Raw genomic sequence first — 16,715 nt, 5'->3', positions numbered from 1 at the left:
TATGCGAACGCGTAAACAGTTCGCTAACAATGTTCCCTCAGAAAGACTTCATCAGGACCCGGTACCAATGTGCGCCTGAACAGGACGCATTTACGCCCGATGCAGCTCGCCGATTACAACCGGACGAACAGCAAATCGATGTCGCCGTCGATCTATACGGCTCTCGTCGATTCATTGTTCGAGAATCCGATTCCGATGCTGGCCGGTGCGGTCTGCGCCGGAACAGGCGCAGTTATGACTGCGGTGAAGACCGGCAATCCCTTGCTGTGGCCATGCGCCGCCCTGATCATCGTCATTGGCGCTCTGCGGGCTCTTCAGCTGAGCCGCTATGAAAAGCGCGAGACCGCGCTGACGCCTGACGAGGCGATCCGCTGGGAATTCAATTACATGGTTGGCGGCTCGCTCTATGCAGCCGCGTTGGGCCTGTGGTGCTGGGTCGTTCTGCTCGGCAGCGATGATCCGGTCGCGCATATGCTGGGTACGGCAGTGACCGTCGCTTATATCGCGGCCGGCGCCGGCCGAACCTATGGCCGTCCGAAGATCGCGCAGTTGCAGGTGCTGCTGGCCTGCGGTCCCATGGCGCTGGCACTGATTATCCACGGTGACTTCTACTATATCGGCTTTGCGTTTCTGAACGTCCTGTTCTTTGTCGGCCTGCGCCGGATCACGCTTCGTCTGCATGACGTCTACGTCAAGGCTCTGCTCGCCACCGAGCGGGTCGGCTCCATCGCCGGCCAGTTCGATACGGCACTGAACAACATGCCCAACGGCCTGTGCATGTTCGGCGCTGACGGTCGGTTGGCGGTGCTCAACAATCGTTTCACCGCGATGATGGAAATTCCAGAGGATCTCGTGCAGCGCGGCGTGACCGCTCGGGAAGTCGTTTCGCTCTGCGTCAATGCGGGGACAGTGTCGTCGGCCAGCGCGATGACCATCATCACCGAGATTGAAAGCTCGAAGGCCGCCGAAATCACGACCCTTGACCATGCCCACGAGCGGGAACGCGCGTTGTCGTGGAAATTTCAGCCGATGATCGGCGGCGGCACGGTCGTTCTGCTTGAAGACATTACCGAGCGCCGTAATTCCGAAGCGCGTATCAGCCATATGGCGCGTTTCGACGAATTGACCGGGCTGCCGAACCGGGTCAGTTTCCGAAACGAAATCGGCCGCATGCTGAAGAGCTCGGATCAATCGACGCTGTCGGCCCTGCTGTTCGTCGATCTCGATCAGTTCAAGCAGGTCAACGATACGCTGGGTCATCCATGCGGCGATCAGCTGTTGTGCATGGTCGCCGACCGGCTGCGCGAAATGTTGCGCGCGGATGACTTCGTGGCTCGTTTTGGCGGTGACGAATTTGTCGTTTTCCAGCGTGCCATCAAGACAAATCATGATGCAGCGGATCTGGCGCGTCGTATCGTCGAGCGGCTCAGTGAGCGCTACGAGGTCGACAATCATCAGGTGGAGATCGGCGCCAGCGTCGGCATCGCTTTGACGGAACCCGATGTCAGCGCCGACCACCTTTTGAAGAACGCCGACATGGCGCTGTACCGTGCCAAGGCCTCGGGCCGTGGCACCTTCTGCTTCTTCCGCGACGAGATGGCCCAGACGGTCGAGGCGCGCCGCGTTCTCGAACTGGATCTGCGCCAGGCGCTCGCCAATGAAGAATTCGAGATTTATTACCAGCCTCTGGTCAATCTGAAGTCGGGGCGAATCTCGACCTGCGAAGCGCTGCTGCGCTGGAATCATCCTGTCCGCGGCACTGTGTCGCCGGTCGATATCATTCCCGTCGCGGAAGATATGGGCCTGATCGTCGATCTTGGCCGCTGGATTTTGCGCAAGGCCTGTATCGAATGCATGAAGTGGCCGGACGCGGTCAGCGTCGCCGTCAACTTCTCGTCACAGCAGTTTCATCAGCGCGACGTGTTGAGCGAGGTACGCTACGCCCTCGATGTGTCAGGCTTGCCGGCGCGTCGTCTCGAAATCGAAATCACGGAATCGTCGCTGCTGCGTAACACGCAGTGGACCCACGATGCCCTCGCGCAGCTTCATGCCGCAGGTTGCCGGATTTCGCTCGACGATTTCGGTACCGGCTATTCAAGCCTGAGCTATCTGCACAATTTCCCGCTGCAGAAGGTGAAGATCGATCGCTCATTCCTCGAAGGGATCGATACGGACCGTCCATTGACGCTGCTGCGCGGCGTGGCGCGCCTCAGTGCCGATCTGGGAATGACGGTCGTCGTCGAAGGCATCGAGACCAACGAGCAACTCGAACTGATCAGCGCCGACGGCACGATCAGCGAGGCGCAAGGCTATCTGTTCAGCCGGCCGGTGCCTGCGACCCGGATCAGGCAGCTCCTGGACGCGTCCCACGGACGCCGCGTGACCGAGCCCGACATCACGGTCGAGGCCACGCGCACGCCGGCCTGACCAGCCGCGGGCCACACTCTCGAATTTCCATTTCCATTCGTTTCGCGCGCCGAATAGGCCAAAAGGGTTAACCACTTTGTGGCAGAACCTTTGACAACTTTTAAGAAAGCTTTAACGTTTCCCTACTCGCGTAGTCATGGCGTTGGTGCGTAGGAGACGGAATGATGGCTTCGGCCGATCAAGCGACTGAAGTTTCGAAGCGCAGCAACGATATTCTTGACCGGGTTGACTACCGTCTTGCCGAAACCGAAGCTGAGAAAGAGGCGATCTATAGCCTGCGCTATAGAGCCTATCTCCATGAAGGGGCCATCGAGCCTCGCGCGGATCGCCGTCTCGCCGACCGTTTTGACGATTTGCCGAATTCATGGACTTTCGGGATATTTGTCGATGGCGAACTCGCCAGCTCGCTGCGGGTCAGCGTAGCTACGCCGGACAATCCGGAAACGCCCGCCGTTGATGCATTCGGTGACCTGCTCCGTCCCGAGCTGGACAAAGGCAAGGTCATCGTCGACCCGAACCGCTTCGTGGCCGACCCGAACAACCGCACCAGGTTTCCTGAACTGCCCTATATGACGGTTCGTCTGGGCTATGTCGCCTGCGGCTATTTCAAAGCCGATATCGGGACAGCGACCGTGCGCGCCGAGCATCGTGCGTTCTATCGCAAGGTTTTCCTGCAGACGCCGATGTGCGAGCCGCGGCCCTATCCGACGCTGACCAAGCCGCTATGCCTGATGGCGGCCGACTACGCCGTGGTGCGCGAACGTATTTTCATGCGCTACCCACATTTCCGCTCCAGTCTTTTCGAACAGCGGGCCTTGTTCGAGCGCAAGAGCGAACCTCTGGCGCCGGATCTTCATTCATCCGAGTTCCATATCGCCCAGACTGCGATATTGCCCCGCACCTGAGGGTGAGGGCTGGCGACGGCCCCGTCGCCGGTCATTGCTGACTATCCCAGCAGTCCCGCAGCGGGATTCTGCCTAAAACCAGCTGCTTTCTCGGAAGCTTCACCGTCGCGCCACATTTGCCAACCATTAACCACGTTGTTGCTTTTTCGCGGCCTGTGGCTTTTGATCAGTTTTGGCAACACCTTATCAAGGTTGACGGAACGTTCGCTTAACCAACGCCCTGTAGACCGAATGACAGTTGGGTAAAGCGTGAGCGTGGAGGCTCCGGGAATGAAGCATCAGATGCGTATCCTCCAGGGATTAAAACTGGCTGCAGTGCTGGCCGTGGCGCTGTCGATGGGCGCCTGCGCCAACAAGAACGGTTTGGGTGGTGATGGCGCGATGGCCAATGCCGCGACGCCGGGCAGCCAGCAGGACTTCGTCGTCAATGTCGGCGATCGCGTGTTCTTCGAGAGTGACCAGACCGAACTGTCGCCGCAGGCGATCGCGACCCTGGACAAGCAGGCGCAGTGGCTGCAGCAGTACAACCGCTACTCTTTCACCATTGAAGGTCATGCGGACGAACGCGGTACCCGCGAATACAACATTGCCCTCGGCGCCCGCCGTGCCCAGTCGGTTCGGACCTTCCTGGCCTCGCGCGGCATCGATCCGAGCCGTATGCGGACCATCTCCTACGGCAAGGAACGCCCGGTCGCCGTCTGTAACGACATCTCCTGCTGGTCGCAGAACCGCCGTGCGGTCACGGTGCTGAACGCCGGCGCGTAAGCGGGCGCTGCTATCAAATACGCTGCTATCAAAAAATGGCGTCTGCCCCTGGGGCAGGCGCCGTTTTTGTTTGGGGCAGGCGCCTTTGTCGCTGTCGAAAGTCACATTTTTGGCGTAGTGAAATCCTCATCGTGATGCGCGCCGATGGGGCGCGAAACCGGTCATTTTCAGGCTCAAATGTCATCCAGATCTCATTCGCTCAGATCTCGTTCGCTCACTGGCGCAGCGTTATTGTCCGTCCTGCTCGTGACGGCATCGCCCGTATCCGCGCAGTTGTTCGGTCAACCGGCTCCGCGTCAGCAGGGTTACGGCCAGCAGCAGTCGGGCGACGACGATGCCGATCAGGGCCTGCAGATCGAGCGGCTGCAGAACCAGCTGCGCCAGCTGACCGGCCAGAATGAAGAACTGCAGTTCCGCAATCGGCAGCTTGAGGATCAGCTCCGGCAGTTGCAGGCCGGCGGCGCCCCAGCAGGCGCAGGAGGCCGGCCCAATGTCGCTGCGGCTCCGGTGCAGCAGGCGCCTGCGGTTCAGCCCGGTTACAATCAGCAACAGCCGCAGATCGCGGCGCCTGCGCCCATTGCGCAAGATCCCGCGCCGGCACCGCGCGGTGGTCGCCGCAACGATGCGTTCGATCCCAATGCGAACCCGAACGCGCCTGGCGCGCCGCGTGCACTCGGCGGCGGCCAGCAGCCGATGCCGGCCAATGCGCCAGTGGGCGCACAGGGCGGCCGTGCGGCCGGCGAGCCGCTCCCGCTGGGCAATGCCGCCTCGGGTGGAGCGGCGCCAGCGCTGACGACCTTGCCGCCGGGGGCGACCCCGAAGGACGAGTTCGATCTCGGCATCGGCTATATGCAGCGTCGTGACTACGCGCTGGCCGAAGAGACCATGCGCAACTTCGCCCAGAAATATCCCGGCGATCCAATGATTGCGGATTCGCAGTATTGGCTCGGCGAGAGCTTCTTCCAGCGCCAGAAATATCGCGATGCCGCCGAGATATTTTTGGGCGTGACCACGAAATATGACACTTCCGCAAAGGCACCCGATGCCTTGTTGCGCCTCGGCCAGTCGTTGGCTGCGCTGAAGGAAAAGGAAGCGGCCTGTGCCGCCTTCGGTGAAGTGACACGGAAATATCCCCGTGCCTCGGCGGGCGTGAAACAGGGCGTGGACCGCGAGCAAAAACGCGTTAAGTGCTAAGGCGTGATCCCGAGAAGCGGTGCCCGGTTTTCGGATCTGATCACGCCCTGGCAGATCGACCCGGACAATGAGCCGGGTCGCAACCGGTTCTGACGCGCATGTCCGACGACGACCAGTCGCCGATTTCGGCCCAGATGGCGAAACAGCTATTCGCTGACTGGGCGTCCGCGCCAGCATTGGTCCTTGCCGTGTCCGGCGGTCCTGATTCCGTCGCCCTGATGTGGCTCGCCGCGCGCTGGCGGCGTGCGCTCAAACGCGGCCCGGACCTCATTGCCGTGACCATCGACCATGGCTTGCGGCCCGAAGCGGCCCGCGAGGCCCGCGACGTGAAGCGGCTCGCGGCATCTCTCGATATTCCTCACCGCACTCTTCGCTGGACTGGCGCCAAGCCGAAAACCGGACTGCCTGCCGCGGCCCGCGATGCGCGCTATCTGCTGCTGGCCAAGGCCGCGCGGAGTGCCGGTGCGTCCTACGTGCTCACGGCGCACACCCGCGACGATCAAGCCGAGACCTTGCTGATGCGGATGGCGCGCGGCAGCGGCATCGCCGGCCTCACCGGCATGGCACGGCTGACCGAGCGTGACGGCATCCAGCTCGCACGTCCCTTTTTGCACATCGCGAAAGTGCAACTTGTTGCTACGCTGACCAAAGCGAAAATCGACTTCGCGACCGATCCGAGTAACTCCGATCCGAGCTACACCCGTCCGCGGTTGCGGGCTCTGATGCCGGCGCTGGCGTCCGAGGGCTTCGATTCGCGCAACCTCGCCCGGTTGGCGACGCGGCTCCGGCGTGCCGATGTCGCGCTGGAACTGATGGTCGACGGGGCAGAGCGTTTTCTGGCGCTGCACAGCCCGGGTAAGCTGCCCGAAGCCATCGATGCGGGAGCATTTGCGGGGCTGGCGGAGGAAATTCGCGTCCGGTTGTTGCTGCGGATGATTGATCAGGTCGGGCACGAAGGGCCTGCCGAGCTCGGCAAGGTCGAAACGCTCGTATTCGCCATGGTTCAGGCCGCGCGATCGGGCGGAAAAGGTATTCTGCTGAAGCAGACGCTCGCCGGTGCCATGATCACGCTGACTCACGACCGTCTGAGAATCGTTCCAGCGCCGCCGAGGCGTCACCGCGTTGATTGAGTGCAAAGACGCGCCTGCCAGCCCACGGTACCTTAACCACCGTGGGAAAACCCAGTAAACACCGCCATTATTTGAACCGGAAATGCGCGTAGATGCGTTAAATAGTCCATCCAAGTTCCCTTGGCAGCGCCCCCGGTCGCACCTAGATTGTACTCGACCGACCCAGGGTGAACCCTTGTGGCGACTCACAAGGGAATAAGGCCGCGATTTCGCGCGGCGACGAAGGAAGATCGATGAACGCGAACCTGCGCAATTTCGCCCTCTGGGTCATTATCGTTTTGCTGCTGCTGGCGCTGTTCACGCTTTTCCAGAATCCTGGTCAGCGCACTGCGTCTCAGGACATCTCGTTCTCGCAGCTCCTCACCGAAGTTGATCAAAATCACGTCCGCGATGTCGTGATCCAGGGGCCTGAGATTCACGGCACCTTCACCAACGGCTCGACCTTCCAGACCTATGCGCCGAGCGATCCGACCCTGATCAAGCGTCTGTATGACGCCAAGGTCTCGATCACCGCGAAGGCCCCGGGCGATAACGTGCCGTGGTTCGTGTCGCTGCTCGTGTCATGGTTGCCCTTCATCGCGCTGATCGGCGTGTGGATCTTCCTGTCGCGCCAGATGCAGGGCGGGGCCGGCAAGGCGATGGGCTTCGGCAAGTCGCGCGCCAAGATGCTCACGGAAGCGCATGGCCGTGTCACGTTTGAAGACGTTGCTGGCGTGGACGAAGCCAAGCAGGACCTGCAGGAGATCGTCGAATTCCTGCGCGACCCCGGCAAGTTTCAGCGCCTGGGCGGACGCATTCCGCGCGGCGTGCTGCTGGTCGGCCCTCCCGGCACCGGTAAGACGCTGATCGCACGTGCGGTCGCGGGTGAAGCCAATGTGCCGTTCTTCACCATTTCGGGTTCGGACTTTGTCGAAATGTTCGTCGGCGTCGGCGCCAGCCGCGTGCGCGACATGTTCGAGCAGGCCAAGAAGAACGCGCCCTGCATCATCTTCATCGACGAAATCGACGCGGTCGGTCGTCATCGCGGCGCCGGTCTCGGCGGCGGCAATGACGAACGCGAACAGACCCTCAACCAGTTGCTGGTCGAGATGGACGGCTTCGAGGCCAATGAAGGCGTAATCCTGATCGCTGCCACCAACCGTCCGGACGTGCTGGATCCCGCGCTGCTGCGTCCGGGTCGCTTCGACCGTCAGGTCGTGGTGCCGAATCCGGACGTCGTCGGCCGCGAACAGATCCTCAAGGTCCATGTCCGCAAGGTGCCGCTGGCGCCGGATATCAACCTCAAGACTATCGCCCGCGGTACGCCCGGTTTCTCCGGTGCCGACCTGATGAACCTCGTCAACGAAGCCGCACTGACCGCCGCGCGCCGCAACAAGCGCATGGTCACGCAGAGCGAGTTCGAAGAGGCCAAGGACAAGGTGATGATGGGCGCCGAGCGCAAGTCGCTGGTGATGTCCGAGGAAGAGAAGATGCTGACGGCCTATCACGAAGGCGGTCACGCCATCGTTGGCCTCAACGTCCCCGCCACCGACCCGATCCACAAGGCGACGATCATTCCGCGCGGCCGTGCGCTGGGCATGGTCATGCAGCTGCCGGAACGCGACAAGATGTCGATGTCGCTGGAGCAGATGACCTCGCGCCTCGCCATCATGATGGGCGGCCGTGTTGCTGAAGAGCTTATCTTCGGCCGCAACAAGGTCACCTCCGGTGCGTCCTCCGACATCGAGCAGGCCACGCGCCTGGCCCGCATGATGGTGACGCGCTGGGGCCTCTCGGAAGAACTCGGCACGGTCTCCTATGGCGAGAACAACGACGAGGTGTTCCTCGGCATGCAGGTCAATCGCCAGCAGAACGTCTCGGAATCCACCGCGCAGAAGATCGACTCCGAGGTGAAGCGCCTGGTCGAGGAAGGCTACAACGAAGCTACGCGCATTCTCACCGAGAAGCGTGACGACCTCGAAACGCTCTCGAAGGGTCTGCTCGAATTCGAAACCCTGTCGGGTGACGAGATCGCGGACCTTCTGAATGGCAAGAAGCCGAACCGCGAGTCGGTGCTTGAGCCATCGGGCCCGCGCACCTCGGCGGTCCCTCCGGCAGGTAAGCCCCGGTCGCGTCCGGATGGTGGCCTGGAGCCTCAGCCTCAGGCGTAAAGGCCTGACACAGAAACATGCAAAACGCGGCCGAAAGGCCGCGTTTTTTGTTGGCTGTAGCGCGGATGAAGCGAGGCGCGATCCGGGGACGACGTCCCACTTAAACCTTCCTCAAACTTCCCTCGGCACTGTCGCCCGGCGCCCTTGATGCGCATTGGGGACTCTATGCCAGCGCCGCTCACCATGACTTCGACACCCGAGCGCGGCCCCGTTCCGCCGGCGCTGCTGATTGTCTGCGTCGTGTTGGCCGTGCTCAACATCGCCTTCTTTCCGACCTTCTACGGCCGCGGCTGGATCTATGAAAACGGTCTCGGCTCGCCCACCGATTTCGTCAATGTGTGGTCTGCCGGGCGATTGGTGCTCGATGGTCATCCGGCCTGGGCCTATGACTGGGATATTCAGAAGAAGGTCCAGATCGCCGTCCTCGGTCAGACCTATCCCGGCAATTTCGCTTGGCACTATCCGCCGCCGTTTTTGTTCATCGCGGCACTGCTCGCGAAACTGCCCTATGCCGTAGCTTTTGCCGGCTGGGCTGCCGTCAGCTTCGTGCCGTATCTGGCAGCGATGCGTGCGATCGTCGGTCGTCCCTTCGGCCTGTTATTGGCTGCGGCTTTTCCGGTGGTGATGACCAACGGTCTTGTCGGGCAGAATGGGTTTCTGACGGCAGCGCTGATCGGCGGCATGCTGGTGCTGCTGCCGACACGGCCGATCCTGTCTGGCATCTGTCTGGGCCTGCTCAGCTACAAGCCGCAATACGGCTTCCTGTTTCCGCTCGTGCTGATCGCGGCTTCCCAATGGAAAGCCTTCGTCAGCGCCGGCATCACCACAGTGCTACTGGCGGCGGTGTCGTGGCTCGCTTTCGGCACCGAGAGCTGGCAGGCTTTCGTTCACTGGATGCCGATGTTCTCGCAGGCTTTCCTCACCGAAGGCCGCGCGCCATGGGGCAAGATGCAGAGCATCTTCGCACTGGTGCGCTATCTCGATGGCAGCGAACCGCTGGCCTGGACGTTCCAGTGGATCATGATCGCAGCAGTCGTCGCGGTGCTCGTGCCACTGTGGCGCAGCAGTGTGCGCTATGAGCTGAAAGCCGCTGCGCTGGCAGTCGGCGCCTTGCTGACGACGCCATATCTTTTCCTGTACGACGTGATGGTACTTGCGATTGCCATCGGCTTCATCGCCCGGATCGGTCTCGCCGAAGGCTTCCGCCGTCACGAACTATCGGTGCTCGGCCTCGTTGCTGTGCTGCTGATCGCCTATCCGTTCCTCGGCGCTCCCACGGGCTTTGGCGCAACGCTGCTGGTGGCAGCGTTGATCGCCATGCGTATGCGGGATTCTATTCGCTCCACGCCGAATTCAGGATGATGCTGCAGAAATTCGCGCGCTTGTAGGTGGGGTCGCGGAGCTCCAGCACGTCAGCTTTGACGTTGCCAAAGGTCGTATCCGGCTTGTGGATCGTCCCCGCGGCGAATGCATCGATGATCCCGTTCTTGAAGTCATGGCCACGCGGATGGCACGCGCAGACTTCGTGGCGTTGATGTTCGGTGAAGGCCTCGTACTCAAGACCCAATACATCCATCTCGACACCAGCCGTCACGAGCGCTACCACCGGCCGCTTGTGCTTGGGAATGCCCGGTGTCGTGTGAAGCGCGATGGCGTCCCAGACATCGTCGATGTCGCGCTCATCGATACTGTGACTGCGTAGAAAGTCCGCCGCAGCATTCGCACCATCGACTTCGAAGCGTTCATCCTGGCTCGCATAGGGCGCCTGCAGGCCCATGTCGTGAAACATCGCGCCGACATAAAGTAACTCCGGATCGACCTTGAGACCCTTGCGCTGTCCGGCGAGTGCGCCGAACAGGAAAACGCGATTGGAGTGGTGATACAGAAGATCGCTCTCGGTATCGCGTACCAGTTGGTCGACCTGGCGGGCGAGGGCGCTGTCAGGCACTTTAATGCCGGCGATGATCTTGCTCATGGGATGCTCTTTCCGTTGTGGATCTGACGCATCCGTTGTCGTCCGGGGGCTGTGTCCTCGCAATCGCACAGCGCCCTGCAAAACTGCCATTCACCCGTGATTTCCTGCCGAAATGTGACTATCTAATCCGTAGCACTCTGGGCCTCCGCCATTGATGGAATGAAACATCACCATGAAGACTGTCGCTCTTGCGATTTTTCCGGGTGTCCAGTCGCTGGACGTTGCCGGTCCGCTCGATGTGTTCATGGAGGCCAATAGCTTTGTCGCTCCGGATGATCGATATGACATTACGCTTGTCGCAGCAGACTGTGCGCCGCTGCGCGCATCGAACGGTTTGCGGATATCCGCCGATCTGGCGTTCAGTGATGCGAACAAGCCCTGGGATCTGGTGCTGGTGGCCGGTGGGCCAGGGCTGCCGACGGCTGAAGCCGACCCGCAGCTCACAGAGTGGCTGGCCAATGCGGCGCTTCATGCGGGGCGGTATGGCTCGGTGTGCACCGGGGCATTCGCGCTCGGCCACGCAGGCTTGCTCGACGACAAGACGGTGACGACGCACTGGCAGAATGCGCCGCTATTGGCGCTGCGCTTTCCGAAAGCGCATGTGGAGTTCGATCGCATCTATAGTCGTGACGGCGCGCTGGTGACCTCGGCCGGCGTCACCGCAGGCATCGATCTGGGTCTTGCTCTGGTCCAGGAGGATCATGGCGCGGACGTCGCGCTGGCCGTGGCCAAGCGTCTGGTCGTGGTGGCGCAGCGCCAGGGTGGCCAGTCGCAGTTCAGTCCCTATCTGGTGCCGCCGGCCGAGCCGGACTCGCCGATCGCGCGAGGCCATGCCCATGTGATGGCCCATCTGCGCGATGCCCACAGTGTGGATGAACTGGCCGATGTGGCGGGCATGAGCGCGCGCACCTTCGCGCGGACATTCAAGCAGGAAACAAAGATGACTCCGGCGGATTTTGTCGAAGGCGCAAGGATCGACACGGCGCGTAACCGGCTCGAAGGCAGCGATATGCCGCTGAAGGTGGTGGCTTATGAATCCGGTTTCACCACCGCCGAACATATGCGTCAGGTCTTCGTGCGACGGCTGGGCCTTACGCCTAGCCAGTATCGCGTCAGCTTTCGCGCGGTCTGATTCTGCTCAGGCGAGTTGCAGCGAAGAGATCGGATCGCTCGCAGGAAAGCTGTCCATCAGCGCCTCGTTCAGCATCTCGTCGACGCGGCGGCGGGCGATCTGCTCCGTCGTCTCGAACGCTTGCATCGCGTCTACTGCCTCCACGAACGCGTTGAAGTCGGTTCTCTCAGTGCTCGTTGCCTGGTTCCGCATGTCATCCTCCATTGATTGATGGCCATCTTTTGCCCCTCACAGTGCTTGCGGACAACGAATCGCATCGTTCAGAAACCGCCAACGATCCCGCAGTTTCCGCCACGCAAGCGGTTGTCCACTGAACCAACAGCCGCGCCGGATTTGTTGTCGGGGATCGCAATGCTTGCTTGACACTTCGCCGCGGTTCACACCAAATGTAGACGTCATGGTCTGCCCTGTCGCAAGACTTGGTGGATAATAGGGAAGCCGGTGAAAGACGCTCTTGAGCGTCACATTCCGGCACTGCCCCCGCAACTGTAAGCAGAGAGTTTGTTTCGACCACGTCACTGGTGCCGCTGGCACTGGGAAGACCGAAACAAGCGTTGGATCTGCGAGTCAGGAGACCTGCCGTGACACCAGAACGTCCATGGGCGGGGTGTCCCAGCGGTCGCTTGCAGGCAATGCCGGCGGATCTCCGCCGTGTATTTTGCAGCGTCCTTTCGGCCCCAGCCCCCATTGCTTGATGCATCACACGGGGTCCTGCCGATGCCTACTTCATCTTCCGTTTTGTCCCAAGGCCGCGGCGCGGCCAATTCTACCAACACCCGCGATGCGGTCCATGCACCGCTCATTCAACTCCCGCCGGAGACGCTCGTTGCGCCTGCGCGCGAACCCTCGATGCAGATCATCCGCCGCAACGGCACGGTGTCGCCGTTCGACGGCAGCAAGATTTCTGTGGCCATGACCAAGGCGTTTCTCGCGGTCGAGGGCCACACGGCAGCGGCGTCGCGCCGCGTCCATGAGGCGGTGGAGCAGCTCACCGGCGAAGTCGTGGCTGCGCTGACGCGCCGCGTCGGTGAAGGCCGCACCTTCCATATCGAGGACGTGCAGGATCAGGTCGAACTGGCACTGATGCGCAGCGAGCACCACAAGGTCGCCCGCGCCTATGTGCTGTATCGTGAGGAACGCGCCCGTACCCGCGCCGAGGAACTGGCAGCGAAGCCGGCGCTCGTCTCCACCGCCCCGGTGCTGCATGTCACCCTCGCCGACGGCACCCGTGCACCGCTCGATTCGGCGCGTCTTGCGCTGATCGTCAACGAGGCCTGCGCCGGGCTCGACGGCGTCGATGCCGCGCCGGTGCTGGAGGAAACCCGCCGCAATCTCTATGACGGCATCACGGTGGATGAACTGGCGCTGGCCGGCATCATGGCCGCCCGTACGCTGGTGGAGCAGGAGCCAAACTACACCTTCGTCAGTGCCCGCCTGCTGCTCGACAAGCTGCGCACCGAAGTGTTGTCCTATGTCCACGGCAGCCCGACCCATGCGTCGCAGGCCGACATGACGACGCGCTATGCCGAATATTTCGGTGCCTATATCAAGACCGGAATCGCAGCCGAACTGCTCGATCCCGAGCTCGCGCGCTTCGATCTCAAGCGCATCGCGGCGGCGCTGAAGCCGGAAGGCGATCTGCAGTTTCAGTTCCTCGGCCTGCAGACGCTCTATGATCGCTACTTCCTGCACGTGCAGGGCAATCGCATCGAACTGCCGCAGGCCTTCTTCATGCGCGTTGCCATGGGTCTTGCGCTGCGCGAGATCGACCGCGAAGCCCGCGCCATCGAATTCTACAATCTGCTGTCGTCGTTCGACTTCATGGCCTCGACGCCGACTTTGTTCAATTCGGGTACGCAGCGGCCGCAGCTCTCGTCGTGCTTCCTCACCACGGTGGCCGACGATCTCGATGGCATCTTCAAGTCGGTGAAGGACAATGCGCTGCTGGCGAAATATTCCGGCGGTCTCGGCAATGACTGGACCCGCGTGCGCGGCCTCGGCGCCCACATCAAGGGCACCAATGGCGAGAGCCAGGGCGTGGTGCCATTCCTGAAGGTGGCCAACGATACGGCGATTGCGGTCAACCAGGGCGGCAAGCGCAAGGGCGCGGTCTGCGCCTATCTCGAGACCTGGCATATCGATATCGAGGAGTTCCTCGATCTGCGCAAGAACACCGGCGACGACCGCCGCCGCACCCATGACATGAACACCGCCAACTGGGTGCCGGATCTGTTCATGCAACGCGTCGAGCAGGACGGCGAATGGACGCTGTTCTCGCCGGACGAGACGCCGGATCTGCACGACCTCTATGGCAAGCCGTTCGCCGAGCGTTACGCAGCCTATGAAGCAAAGGCTGCGCGCGGCGAGATCCGCGTGTTCAAGACCGTGCGCGCCACCGACCTGTGGCGTCGCATGCTGACCATGGTGTTCGAGACCGGTCATCCCTGGATCACTTTCAAGGATCCCTGCAATCTGCGCTCGCCGCAGCAGCATGCCGGCGTGATCCACTCGTCGAATCTCTGCACCGAGATCACGCTGAACACGTCGGACGACGAAGTCGCCGTCTGCAATCTCGGCTCGGTGAACCTGCTCAATCACATCGGCAAGAATGGTCTCGACCATGCGCAGCTCAAGCGCACGGTGACCACAGCGATGCGGATGCTCGACAATGTCATCGACATCAATTTCTACACCATCCCGGAAGCGCGCCGCTCGAACCTCAAGCACCGTCCGGTCGGTCTCGGCCTGATGGGCTTCCAGGATGCGCTGCAGGTGCAGGGCATCGCCATGGCGTCGGACGCGGCGGTGGCGTTTGCCGATACCAGCATGGAAGCGATTGCTTTCCATTCCATCTCGGCCTCGGTCGATCTCGCCGCCGAGCGCGGCCGCTATCCGTCCTTCGACGGTTCGCTGTGGAGCCGCGGCATCCTGCCGATCGATTCCATCGAGATCCTTGCGGAGGCGCGCGGTGGCGTTGAGATGGACCGCTCCCAGACGCTCGACTGGAACGGCCTGCGCGATCGCGTGAAGACGACCGGCATGCGCAATTCCAACGTGATGGCGATCGCGCCGACGGCGACGATCTCCAATATCTGCGGCGTCGCGCAGTCGATCGAGCCGGCCTATCAGAACCTCTATGTCAAATCGAACATGTCGGGCGACTTCACGGTGGTGAATGCGTTCCTCGTCCGCGATCTGAAGAAGAGGGGGCTGTGGGACGAGGTGATGGTCTCCGACCTCAAATATTTCGACGGCAGCGTCGGATCGATCGATCGCGTACCTGATGATCTGAAGGCGCTGTATGCGACCTCGTTTGAAATCGACAGTGCATGGCTGATCGAGGCGGCCTCGCGCCGGCAGAAATGGATCGATCAGGCGCAGTCGCTCAATCTCTATATCGCCAATCCATCGGGGAAGAAGCTCGATCAGTTGTATCGCCTGGCCTGGACGCTGGGATTGAAGACGACCTACTACCTGCGCTCGCGCAGTGCCACGCATGTGGAGAAGTCAACGCTGAAGGGCACCGACGGCAAGCTCAATGCCGTGTCGGCAACGGTCGCTGCGGCGAAGACGGCAGGCGCGCCGATCCTTGTTCAGTCCTCCGCCGTCACAGCGCCGGAACTGAACGTCGCGATGGCCTGCTCGATCGATAATCCCGAATGCGAGGCGTGCCAGTAGGGCACGCCTCGCACCGTCGTCATTGCGAGGAGCGCAGCGACGAAGCAATCCAGACTTCCTTTGTAGCTTTCTGGATTGCTTCGCTGCGCTCGCAATGACGGTGCGAAACATTCTCTCCGCGCGTCGCGCGACAGCTATCTAGGAATCTCAATGCTCGATTGGTCCGACACTTCATCCGCCCCCAAGGCGCCCACCTTCATCCCGTTGCCGCAGGCGCCTGCCGATGCCACCGGCCTCGGCACCATCGATCGCTCCGGCGGCCGCGTCTCGGTCGACGAGAAGCGCATGATCAATTGCCGCGCCGACGTCAATCAGCTGCTGCCGCTGAAATACAAATGGGCGTGGGAGAAATATCTCGCCGGCTGCAACAATCACTGGATGCCCACCGAAGTCTCGATGCAGGCCGATATTGCGCTATGGAAGTCGCGCGACGGCCTCACCGAGGACGAGCGCCGCGCCATCAAGCGCAATCTCGGCTTCTTCGCGGCGTCCGAGAGCCTCGTCGCCAACAACATCGTGCTGGCGATCTACCGCCACCTCACCAATCCGGAATGCCGGCAGTATCTCTTGCGGCAAGCTTTCGAGGAGGCGGTGCACACCCACACCTTCCAGTACATCGTCGAGAGTCTCGGTCTCGACGAGGGCGAGCTGTTCAACATGTATCGCGAGGTGCCGTCGATCACCGAGAAGGCCGCCTGGGCGCTCAAACACACCCAGCATCTCGACGATCCCGATTTCAAAACGGGGACGCCGGAAAACGATCAGGCCTTCATGCGCGATCTCGTCGCCTTCTATGTGATCTTCGAAGGCATGTGGTTCTATACGGGCTTCGCACAGATCCTGTCGCTCGGTCGCCGCAACAAGATGGTCGGCATCGCCGAACAGTATCAGTACATCCTGCGCGATGAATCGATTCATCTGAATTTCGGCATCGACGTCATCAATCAGATCAAGATCGAGAACCCGCATCTCTGGACCAAGGCGTTCCAGGAGGAAATTCGCGACATGATCCGCACGGCCGCCGAGCTCGAGGCAGCCTATGGGCGGGACACCATGCCGCGTGGCTTCCTCGGGCTGAATGCAGCGCTGTGCGAAACCTATATGCACTTCATCGCCAACCGCCGCTGCGCCCAGATCGGTCTCGCGCCGGTATTCAATGAGACGGACAATCCATTCCCGTGGATGTCGGAAGCCATGGACCTGAAGAAGGAGAAGAACTTCTTCGAGACTCGCGTGATCGAATATCAGAACGGCGGCGCGCTGAACTGGGAGTAGGGCATCTATGGCTGAGTAAGGCCTTGGCCTTTGGTCGCATATCCGCCGCTGCATGGCGCATATGAGGCCGCATCGCTTGACCTC

12 protein-coding genes and 1 riboswitch are annotated in these 16,715 nt (G+C 61.6%); of the genes, 10 read left to right on the top strand and 2 right to left on the bottom strand.

Annotation, left to right across the window (positions count from 1 at the left end; all coding sequences use genetic code 11):
* Positions 1-99: 99 nt before the first annotated feature.
* From AB8A27_RS01365 to AB8A27_RS01335, 7 genes are all read left to right on the top strand, one after another.
* Complete coding sequence (locus AB8A27_RS01365) at positions 100-2,427, top strand: EAL domain-containing protein (RefSeq protein WP_115034021.1); 2,328 nt, start codon at positions 100-102, stop codon at positions 2,425-2,427.
* A 164-nt stretch (positions 2,428-2,591) separates the two neighbouring features.
* The gene (locus AB8A27_RS01360; RefSeq protein WP_441244795.1) at positions 2,592-3,332 is read left to right on the top strand and encodes an N-acyl amino acid synthase FeeM domain-containing protein; all 741 of its coding nucleotides are present in this window, start codon (positions 2,592-2,594) and stop codon (positions 3,330-3,332) included.
* 270 nt (positions 3,333-3,602) lie between these two features.
* The gene (pal, locus tag AB8A27_RS01355; RefSeq protein ID WP_092139169.1) at positions 3,603-4,097 is read left to right on the top strand and encodes a peptidoglycan-associated lipoprotein Pal; all 495 of its coding nucleotides are present in this window, start codon (positions 3,603-3,605) and stop codon (positions 4,095-4,097) included.
* A 177-nt stretch (positions 4,098-4,274) separates the two neighbouring features.
* A complete protein-coding gene (gene ybgF, locus AB8A27_RS01350; RefSeq protein WP_441240349.1) occupies positions 4,275-5,291 on the top strand; it encodes a tol-pal system protein YbgF in 1,017 nt (338 codons plus the stop codon).
* Positions 5,292-5,389: 98 nt separating this feature from the next.
* Positions 5,390-6,421 carry a tRNA lysidine(34) synthetase TilS gene (gene tilS / locus AB8A27_RS01345; protein WP_441240348.1) on the top strand — a complete coding sequence of 344 codons (1,032 nt, stop codon included), beginning with the start codon at positions 5,390-5,392 and terminating at the stop codon, positions 6,419-6,421.
* Between the two features lie 233 nt (positions 6,422-6,654).
* Positions 6,655-8,571 (top strand): ATP-dependent zinc metalloprotease FtsH, encoded by a 1,917-nt coding sequence (gene ftsH / locus AB8A27_RS01340; protein ID WP_441240347.1) that lies wholly within the window; start codon positions 6,655-6,657, stop codon positions 8,569-8,571.
* 165 nt (positions 8,572-8,736) lie between these two features.
* Positions 8,737-9,933, top strand: a complete 1,197-nt coding sequence (locus tag AB8A27_RS01335) for a glycosyltransferase family 87 protein (protein WP_441240346.1) — start codon at positions 8,737-8,739, stop codon at positions 9,931-9,933.
* On the opposite strand, the gene AB8A27_RS01330 is transcribed toward AB8A27_RS01335, so the two are convergent.
* Positions 9,905-10,546: an HD domain-containing protein gene (locus tag AB8A27_RS01330; protein WP_441240345.1), complete on the bottom strand. Its 642-nt coding sequence runs from the start codon at positions 10,544-10,546 to the stop codon at positions 9,905-9,907. The two genes, AB8A27_RS01335 and AB8A27_RS01330, sit on opposite strands and share 29 nt — an antisense overlap.
* Positions 10,547-10,718: 172 nt before the next feature.
* On the opposite strand from AB8A27_RS01330, the gene AB8A27_RS01325 reads away from it, so the two are divergent.
* The gene (locus tag AB8A27_RS01325) at positions 10,719-11,678 is read left to right on the top strand and encodes a GlxA family transcriptional regulator (protein WP_441240344.1); all 960 of its coding nucleotides are present in this window, start codon (positions 10,719-10,721) and stop codon (positions 11,676-11,678) included.
* A 6-nt stretch (positions 11,679-11,684) separates the two neighbouring features.
* Here AB8A27_RS01325 and AB8A27_RS01320 read toward each other — a convergent pair whose 3' ends face one another.
* Positions 11,685-11,870, bottom strand: coding sequence for a hypothetical protein (locus tag AB8A27_RS01320; protein ID WP_441240343.1), 186 nt, complete (start codon positions 11,868-11,870; stop codon positions 11,685-11,687).
* A 189-nt stretch (positions 11,871-12,059) separates the two neighbouring features.
* Positions 12,060-12,276: riboswitch (cobalamin riboswitch) on the top strand.
* Positions 12,277-12,395: 119 nt separating this feature from the next.
* Between AB8A27_RS01320 and AB8A27_RS01315 the strand changes: the two genes are divergently transcribed.
* Complete coding sequence (locus AB8A27_RS01315; RefSeq protein WP_441240342.1) at positions 12,396-15,356, top strand: ribonucleoside-diphosphate reductase subunit alpha; 2,961 nt, start codon at positions 12,396-12,398, stop codon at positions 15,354-15,356.
* Positions 15,357-15,506: 150 nt separating this feature from the next.
* Complete coding sequence (locus tag AB8A27_RS01310) at positions 15,507-16,631, top strand: ribonucleotide-diphosphate reductase subunit beta (protein ID WP_441240341.1); 1,125 nt, start codon at positions 15,507-15,509, stop codon at positions 16,629-16,631.
* Positions 16,632-16,715: the final 84 nt, after the last annotated feature.

Origin of the sequence: Tardiphaga sp. 768_D3_N2_1, assembly GCF_052076105.1 — a bacterium.
Taxonomy (GTDB): Bacteria; Pseudomonadota; Alphaproteobacteria; order Rhizobiales; family Xanthobacteraceae; genus Tardiphaga.
Note: the sequence above shows the minus strand (reverse complement) of the source record. Positions and strands in the feature narration are given on the sequence as shown.